Source organism: Streptomyces marokkonensis (assembly GCF_039539045.1).
Classification (GTDB): domain Bacteria; phylum Actinomycetota; class Actinomycetes; order Streptomycetales; family Streptomycetaceae; genus Streptomyces; species Streptomyces marokkonensis.
On the sequence record NZ_BAABCQ010000001.1, the window covers coordinates 156636 to 163323 of the forward strand.

At 72.4% G+C, this 6688-nt stretch carries 5 protein-coding genes; 4 read left to right on the plus strand and 1 reads right to left on the minus strand.

Annotated elements, in window-relative coordinates:
• Nucleotides 1-103 precede the first annotated feature (103 nt).
• The 3 genes from ABEA26_RS00790 (at nt 104) to ABEA26_RS00800 (ending at nt 5067) form a co-directional block, all read left to right on the plus strand.
• The gene (locus tag ABEA26_RS00790; protein WP_345588144.1) at nt 104-2149 is read left to right on the plus strand and encodes a beta-galactosidase; all 2046 of its coding nucleotides are present in this window, start codon (nt 104-106) and stop codon (nt 2147-2149) included.
• Nucleotides 2150-2272: 123 nt separating this feature from the next.
• Nucleotides 2273-4324 (plus strand): RICIN domain-containing protein, encoded by a 2052-nt coding sequence (locus ABEA26_RS00795; RefSeq protein WP_345588145.1) that lies wholly within the window; start codon nt 2273-2275, stop codon nt 4322-4324.
• Nucleotides 4325-4425: 101 nt separating this feature from the next.
• Entirely contained in the window at nt 4426-5067 is a 642-nt protein-coding gene (locus ABEA26_RS00800) for a sugar O-acetyltransferase (protein WP_345588146.1), read from the plus strand.
• Between the two features lie 10 nt (nt 5068-5077).
• On the opposite strand, the gene ABEA26_RS00805 is transcribed toward ABEA26_RS00800, so the two are convergent.
• Nucleotides 5078-5263 carry a hypothetical protein gene (locus tag ABEA26_RS00805; RefSeq protein ID WP_345588148.1) on the minus strand — a complete coding sequence of 62 codons (186 nt, stop codon included), beginning with the start codon at nt 5261-5263 and terminating at the stop codon, nt 5078-5080.
• Nucleotides 5264-5434: 171 nt separating this feature from the next.
• Between ABEA26_RS00805 and ABEA26_RS00810 the strand changes: the two genes are divergently transcribed.
• On the plus strand, nt 5435-6616 hold the full coding sequence (locus ABEA26_RS00810) for a spore photoproduct lyase family protein (RefSeq protein ID WP_345588149.1): 1182 nt from the start codon (nt 5435-5437) through the stop codon (nt 6614-6616).
• Nucleotides 6617-6688: the final 72 nt, after the last annotated feature.

A 6688-nucleotide genomic window follows, 5' to 3' on the forward strand; every position in this document is an offset into this window, starting at 1 on the left:
GAGCAGCAGTGCCGGCAGCACACGATGCGGCGGCCCGCGGGGCGGCGGCGCGACTCACCCACCGCCGCTCCCGCACCGCACGCACCACACCGGAAGGACCGTCATGATCTCCACCCTCCTGTCCCGCCCGCAGCGCGGGCCGGACGGTGCGCCCGTCCCCCGCCTCCTCTTCGGCGCCGACTACAACCCCGAGCAGTGGTCGCGAAAGGTGTGGGAGGAGGACGTGCGTCTGATGCGCGCGGCCGGCGTCAACGTCGTGTCGCTGGCCATCTTCTCGTGGGCGCACCTCCAGCCGGGCCCGGACGCCTGGGACTTCGCCTGGCTCGACGAGGTCATGGACCTGCTGTACGAGAACGGCGTCGGCGTCGACCTGGCCACCGCCACCGCCTCCCCGCCGCCCTGGCTGACCACCGCGCACCCGGAGATCCTCCCGGTCACCGACCGGGGCGAGACCCTGTCGCCGGGCGCGCGCCAGCACTGGCGCCCGACCTCGCCCGTCTTCCGCGAGCATGCCCTGCGCCTGGTCCGGGAGATGGCGACCCGCTACGCCGACCACCCGGCCCTGTTCGCCTGGCACGTCAACAACGAGCTGGGCTGCCACAACGTCTACGACTACTCCGACGACGCGGCCCGCGCCTTCCGCGACTGGCTGCGCGCCCGGTACACCACGCTGGACACCCTCAACCACGCCTGGGGAACGGCGTTCTGGTCGCAGCGCTACGGCGACTGGGAGCAGATCCTGCCGCCGCGGCTGGCCGCCTCGCACCCGAACCCGACCCAGCAGCTGGACTTCAAGCGGTTCTCGTCGGACTCGCTCAAGGACTACCTGCGCGCGGAGCGGGCGGTCCTGCGCGAGGTCACGCCCGACGTTCCCGTCACCACCAACTTCATGGTGATGCCCGGCACCAAGGGCATGAACTACGCGGACTGGGCGGACGAGGTGGACTTCGTCGCCAACGACCACTACGTCGTGCCGGGCCCCCAGGCCCGTGACGAGCTGTCGTTCTCGGCGAACCTCACCAGCGGCATCGCCGGCGGCCGCCCCTGGTTCCTGATGGAGCACTCCACGAGTGCCGTGAACTGGCAACCGGTGAACCTGGCCAAGCGGCCGGGCGAGCTGGCCCGGGACTCGCTGACGCACGTGGCGCACGGCGCCGACGCGGTCTGCTTCTTCCAGTGGCGCCAGTCGGCGGCCGGCGCCGAGAAGTACCACTCGGCGATGGTCCCGCACGCCGGTGCCGACAGCGACCTGTTCCGCGCGGTCACCGCGCTCGGCGACACCCTGAAGACACTGGCACCTGTGGCTGGGAGCGAGCGGGAGCCCGCCGGGGTCGGCATCCTCTTCGACTGGGAGTCGTGGTGGGCGAGCGAGCAGGACTCGCACCCGACCTCGCTGCTCGACTACCACCGGGAGGCGCTCGACTGGTACTCGGCGCTGCTCTCCCTCGGCGTCCGCGCCGACGTCGTCACCACCGGGGCCGACCTGAGCCGGCACCGGATGCTGATCGCCCCCGTGCTGCACCTGGTTCCGGCCGGGCTCGCCAAGGACCTCACCCGGTACGCCGAGCAGGGCGGGCACCTGGTCACCACGTACTTCTCCGGCGTCGTCGACGAGAACGACCACGTCTGGCTCGGCGGCTACCCGGGCGCCCTGCGGGACCTGCTCGGCATCCGCGTCGAGGAGTTCGGCCCCCTGCCCGCCGGGCAGGAGGTGGAACTGGACGACGCGAGCACCGGCGGCCTGTGGACCGACCACATCACCGTCACCGCGCCTTCGACAGAGGTCCTGGCCCACTACCGCACCGGCGCGTACGCGGGCCGCCCGGCCGTCACCCGGCGTCCGACGGGCGGCGGTTCGGCCACCTACGTCTCCACCCGGCTCGGCGCGGACGGACTCGCCTCGCTGCTGCCGCGGCTGCTGGAGCCGGCCGGCGTGATGAGCGAACTGCCCGCCGAGGTACGGGGATCGGTCGAGACCACCGTGCGCCGCGGACCCGGCGGCCGGTTCCTGTTCCTGGTCAACCGGACCGACCGGGCGGTGACCGTCCCGGGCGTCACCGGAGAGGTTCTGGTGGGCGGCACCGACGCGGACGGCGCGGTCCTCCTCGCGCCCCGGGGCGTCACCGTCCTGCGCACGTCCACCGACTGAGCGACCCCGGCAGCAGACTCACGACTCCCCGGAGCGTCCCTCACGCTCCGGGCCCACCCCTTCCGCCCGGAGCGGGGCGAAGGGGCCACCGCAGCGACCACACCTCTCAGTTGGGAGCACACGTTGGCACGCCGTACCCGCAGCAGACGCCTCCTCACAGGCGCCGCCCTGACCGCCCTGGCCACCGGGGCCGCCCTGATCAGCGTCCCCGCCCAGGCCGAACCGGTCACGGCGGCCGCCGCCTCCGTCACCGTGCGGCCGGACCCGTCGTACCAGCAGGAGAAGTTCGAGGGCTGGGGCACCAGTCTGGTCTGGTTCGCCAACGCCACCGGCGACTACCCGCCCGAGATCCGCGAGAAGCTGGCCCGGCTCCTCTTCGGCGACGACGGCCTGGGGCTGAACATCGCGCGCTACAACATCGGCGGCGGCAACGCACCGGACGTCGAGGACTATCTGCGCGCCGGTGGCGCGGTCGAGGGCTGGTGGCAGGCCCCCGCGGGCACCACCCGCGAGGACACCGACTGGTGGAGCGCCGACGACCCGGCCGACTGGAACGAGGACCCCGACGCCACCCAGCGCTGGTGGGTCGAGCGCATCAAGGACGACATCGACCACTGGGAGACGTTCAGCAACTCCCCGCCCTGGTTCATGACCGTCAGCGGCTACGTCTCCGGCGGCTTCGACTCCTCCGCCGACCAGCTCAAGCCCGAGTCGGTCGATGACTTCGCCGCCTACGTGGCCGGTGCGACGAAGCGGCTGGAGAGGGCGGAGGGCATCGAGGTCGACACCGTCGACCCGTTCAACGAGCCCAACACCCCCTACTGGGGGACACGACTCGGCGCGGACGGCGAGCCCGTCGGCGGCCGGCAGGAAGGGGCTCACATGGGTCCCGAGCTCCAGCGCGAGGTCCTGCGGGCTCTGGCCCCCGCGCTGAGGAAGGCGAAGGTCGAGGCGGACATCTCGGCGATGGACGAGACCAACCCCGGTACCTTCGCGACGAACTGGAACGCCTACTCCCGGGCCGACCGCGATCTCGTCGACCAGATGAACGTCCACACCTACGGCACCGGGCAGCGCACCACCGTGCGGGACCTGTCCAAGGCCGCGGACAAACCGCTGTGGATGAGCGAGGTCGGCGGCGACTGGGGCGACGGGCAGGACTTCGAGGACATGCGGCCCGGCCTCGGCCTCGCCCAGCAGATCGTCGACGACCTGCGTAAACTTGAGCCCCGGGCCTGGGTGTTCTGGCAGCCCGTCGAGGACTACGAGAACATGAAGCCCGGGGGCGAGTCCGCCGAGGGAGGCAACTGGGGAAGCATCCAGCTCCCGTTCGACTGCACCGCCGAGGACACCCTCGAGACGTGCCCGATCCGGACCAACACCAAGTTCGACACCGCCCGCAACTTCACCCACTTCATCCAGCCCGGCGACCGGCTGATCGGGACGGACGACACCTCCAGCGTCGCCGCCGTCACCCGCGACGGCAAGGGCGCCTCCCTCGTCCACGTCAACCGCGCCACGGCACCCCGCACGGTCACCGTCGACCTGTCGAAGTTCCGCGACGTACGCCGGGGCGCCACCGTCACCCCGGTCGTGACCAGCGCGGAGGGCAAGCTCGAGAAGCGGTCCCCGATCCGGGTGAGCGACCGCAGGGCCACCTTCACCGTGCCCGCCGAGTCCGTGACCTCCTTCGAGATCAAGGGCGTCTTCGGCGTCGCGAAGGACGCCGCCCCGCTGCGCAAGGACCACACCTACACACTGACCGGCGTACAGAGCGGCAAGGCCGTCACCGTCGCGGCGGACGGCACGGACCTGGTCCTCGGCGGCGAGGCCGGCACGAGCGCCCAGCAGTGGCGGCTCGGCGCGGTGCGTCACGACAGCGGTGTACGCGACCGCTATGTCTTCACCGATCCCGCCGGCGGGACGCGGCTCGCCGTGCGCGACGGCGTCCCGGTGGCCGAGCCCGACACCGGCAGGCGCGACAAGGCCGCCGAGTGGATCATGTCGACCACCGGTGACGGCACCTGGACCCTGGTCAACGCGGCCACCGGGCGCCTGCTCGAGGTCGGCGGCCAGGCGACGCACGAGGGCGCGGCCGTCACGACATGGCCGCCCAACTCCGGTGCCAATCAGCGCTGGTCGGTGACGGACGTGTCCGCCACGAGCACCGGCTGACGAACGCCCGCACCGGCATCCACGGACCTGCCTGCCCGCACCGGCCCCCGGGCGGTGCGGGCAGGCAGGTCCCCCCGCACGCGTTGGCTGAAGGAGGCCACATGACGACCGACCCGCGCGAGACCGAGGTCCGCCGCAGGATGGCGGCGCGGGAGCTCTACTCGGACGGCGCGCCGGGCCTGGAGGGCCTGGCGGAGGAGCGGCTTCGGGGCAAGGACCTGGCCGACGCCTACAACCGGACCGGAGCCCGGGACGAGGAGGGCCGCCGGACGATCCTGAAGGAGATGCTCGCCTCCCTGGGCACGGGGGTGTGGATCGAACCGCCGCTGCACGTGGCCTACGGCAACCGTGTGCACCTGGGCGACGACGTGTACGCCAACTTCGGCCTCACCCTCGTCGACGACGTCGAGGTCTTCGTCGGGGACCGGGTGATGTTCGCTCCCCACGTGACCATCAGCACCACCGGGCACCCCGTCCACCCGGAGCTGCGCGGGGACGGTACGCAGTTCTCGGCGCCGGTGTGCGTCGAGGACGACGTGTGGATCGGGGCCGGCGCGCTGATCATGCCGGGGGTCACCGTCGGCCGGGGCTCGGTGGTCGGCGCGGGCAGTGTGGTGACGGCGCACGTGCCGCCCCTGGTGGTCGTCGCCGGGACCCCGGCGCGGATCGTCCGCGAGATCACCGACGCCGACCGGGAGTGGGCCTACCGCCCGCCCCGCACCCTGCGCCCGAGTACCGGGTGACCTTCCTGACTCAGCGGCGGCGTCCGCGCGTCGCCCGGCCGCCGCCGATGCCGGCTACGTGCAGGGCCAGCAGGGCGAGGCCGACGAGCATGACGTTCGTCGAGGTGAAGATGTCGTTGGTCGAGATCTCCGCCGCGTTGATCAGCCAGGCGATGAGGAACAGGACCGCCGCGATGATGGCGAGCACGGTGTACATCCCTTCGGATCGGGGGCACCGGGCCGGTGCCGTGTCACGCGTATGCCCCCGACGGGGTGCGTGACACGGCCGAAGGCACCGGGCGCTTCGTACAGTGGGGGGACGGGACCGTCCGCGGCGCGTCCAGGCCGCGGGCCGGTCCACCCCCTCCACTCTCGTACCGGAGCCCGCATGCACGACCCGTCCACCGCACCGGACGACGGCGACGGCACCCTCTTCGGCCTGGACGCCCTGGCGCCCGGGCCGCCCTCCCCACGGCCGGCCGCCGGCCCGCTCTTCCGGGACTCCGCCGCCGCCCGCCGTCTGCTGCCGGTGCGGGAGATCCACGCCGAGCCGGCGGCGGCCGTCTCCGAGCGCGGCCGGCAGGTGATCGCCCGGTTCCCCGAGGCCCGTGTGGTCGAGGTGGACTCCCACTGGCGCATCCCCGGCCTGCACGGCAACGAGGGCAACGTAGAGCGCTGGGTGCGCGTCAAGGGCGAGACGCTCGTCCTCGGTGAGCGGAAGACGCTGACCACCCGCCCCAACGGCCGGTCCGCGGACTGGATCGCCCCGGGTGCCTCCAACGGCTGCGCCATGGCCTGCGCCTACTGCTACGTGCCGCGCCGCAAGGGATACGCCAACCCGGTCACCGTCTTCACCAACATGGACCGGATCATCGCCCACCTCGGCCGGCACATCGCCCGGCAGGGGCAGAAGCCCGAACCCAACCAGTGCGACCCCGAGGCCTGGGTCTACGACGTCGGCGAGAACGGCGACTGCTCGGTGGACGCCCTGATCTGCGACAACACCGCGGACCTGGTGCACGCCTTTCGCCAGTGGCCGACGGCCAAGGCCTCCTTCGCCACCAAGTTCGTCAACCCCGACCTGCTCGCCCTCGACCCGCGCGGCCGGACCCGGATCCGCTTCTCCGTGATGCCGCCGGACGACTCCCGGCTGCTGGACGTACGCACCTCCCCGGTCGCCGAGCGCATCGCGGCGGCCGGCGACTTCCTGGACGCCGGTTACGAGGTCCACTTCAACCTCTCTCCCGTGGTGGTGCGACCGGGCTGGGAGGAGGCCTGGGCGGAGTTGCTGCGGCACCTCGACGACGTCCTGCCGGACCGGGTCAAGCGGCAGGCCGCCGCCGAGGTGATCATGCTGACGCACAACCGCGACCTGCACGAGGTGAACCTGGGCTGGCACCCGCGCGCCGAGGAGGTCCTGTGGCGGCCGGAGCTCCAGCAGGCCAAGCGCTCGGAGAACGGGGCGTTGAACATGCGCTACCGCGACGGCGCCAAGGCCGCGGCGGTCGAGCGGCTCCGTGCGCTCGTCACCGCCCACGCACCCTGGCTGCGTGTCCGCTACGCCTTCTGATACCGCGCACCGCCGCCCGCGCTCCGGGTCCCGCCGGGCACCGGGCAAGGCAACCCTTAATGCCAGATAATG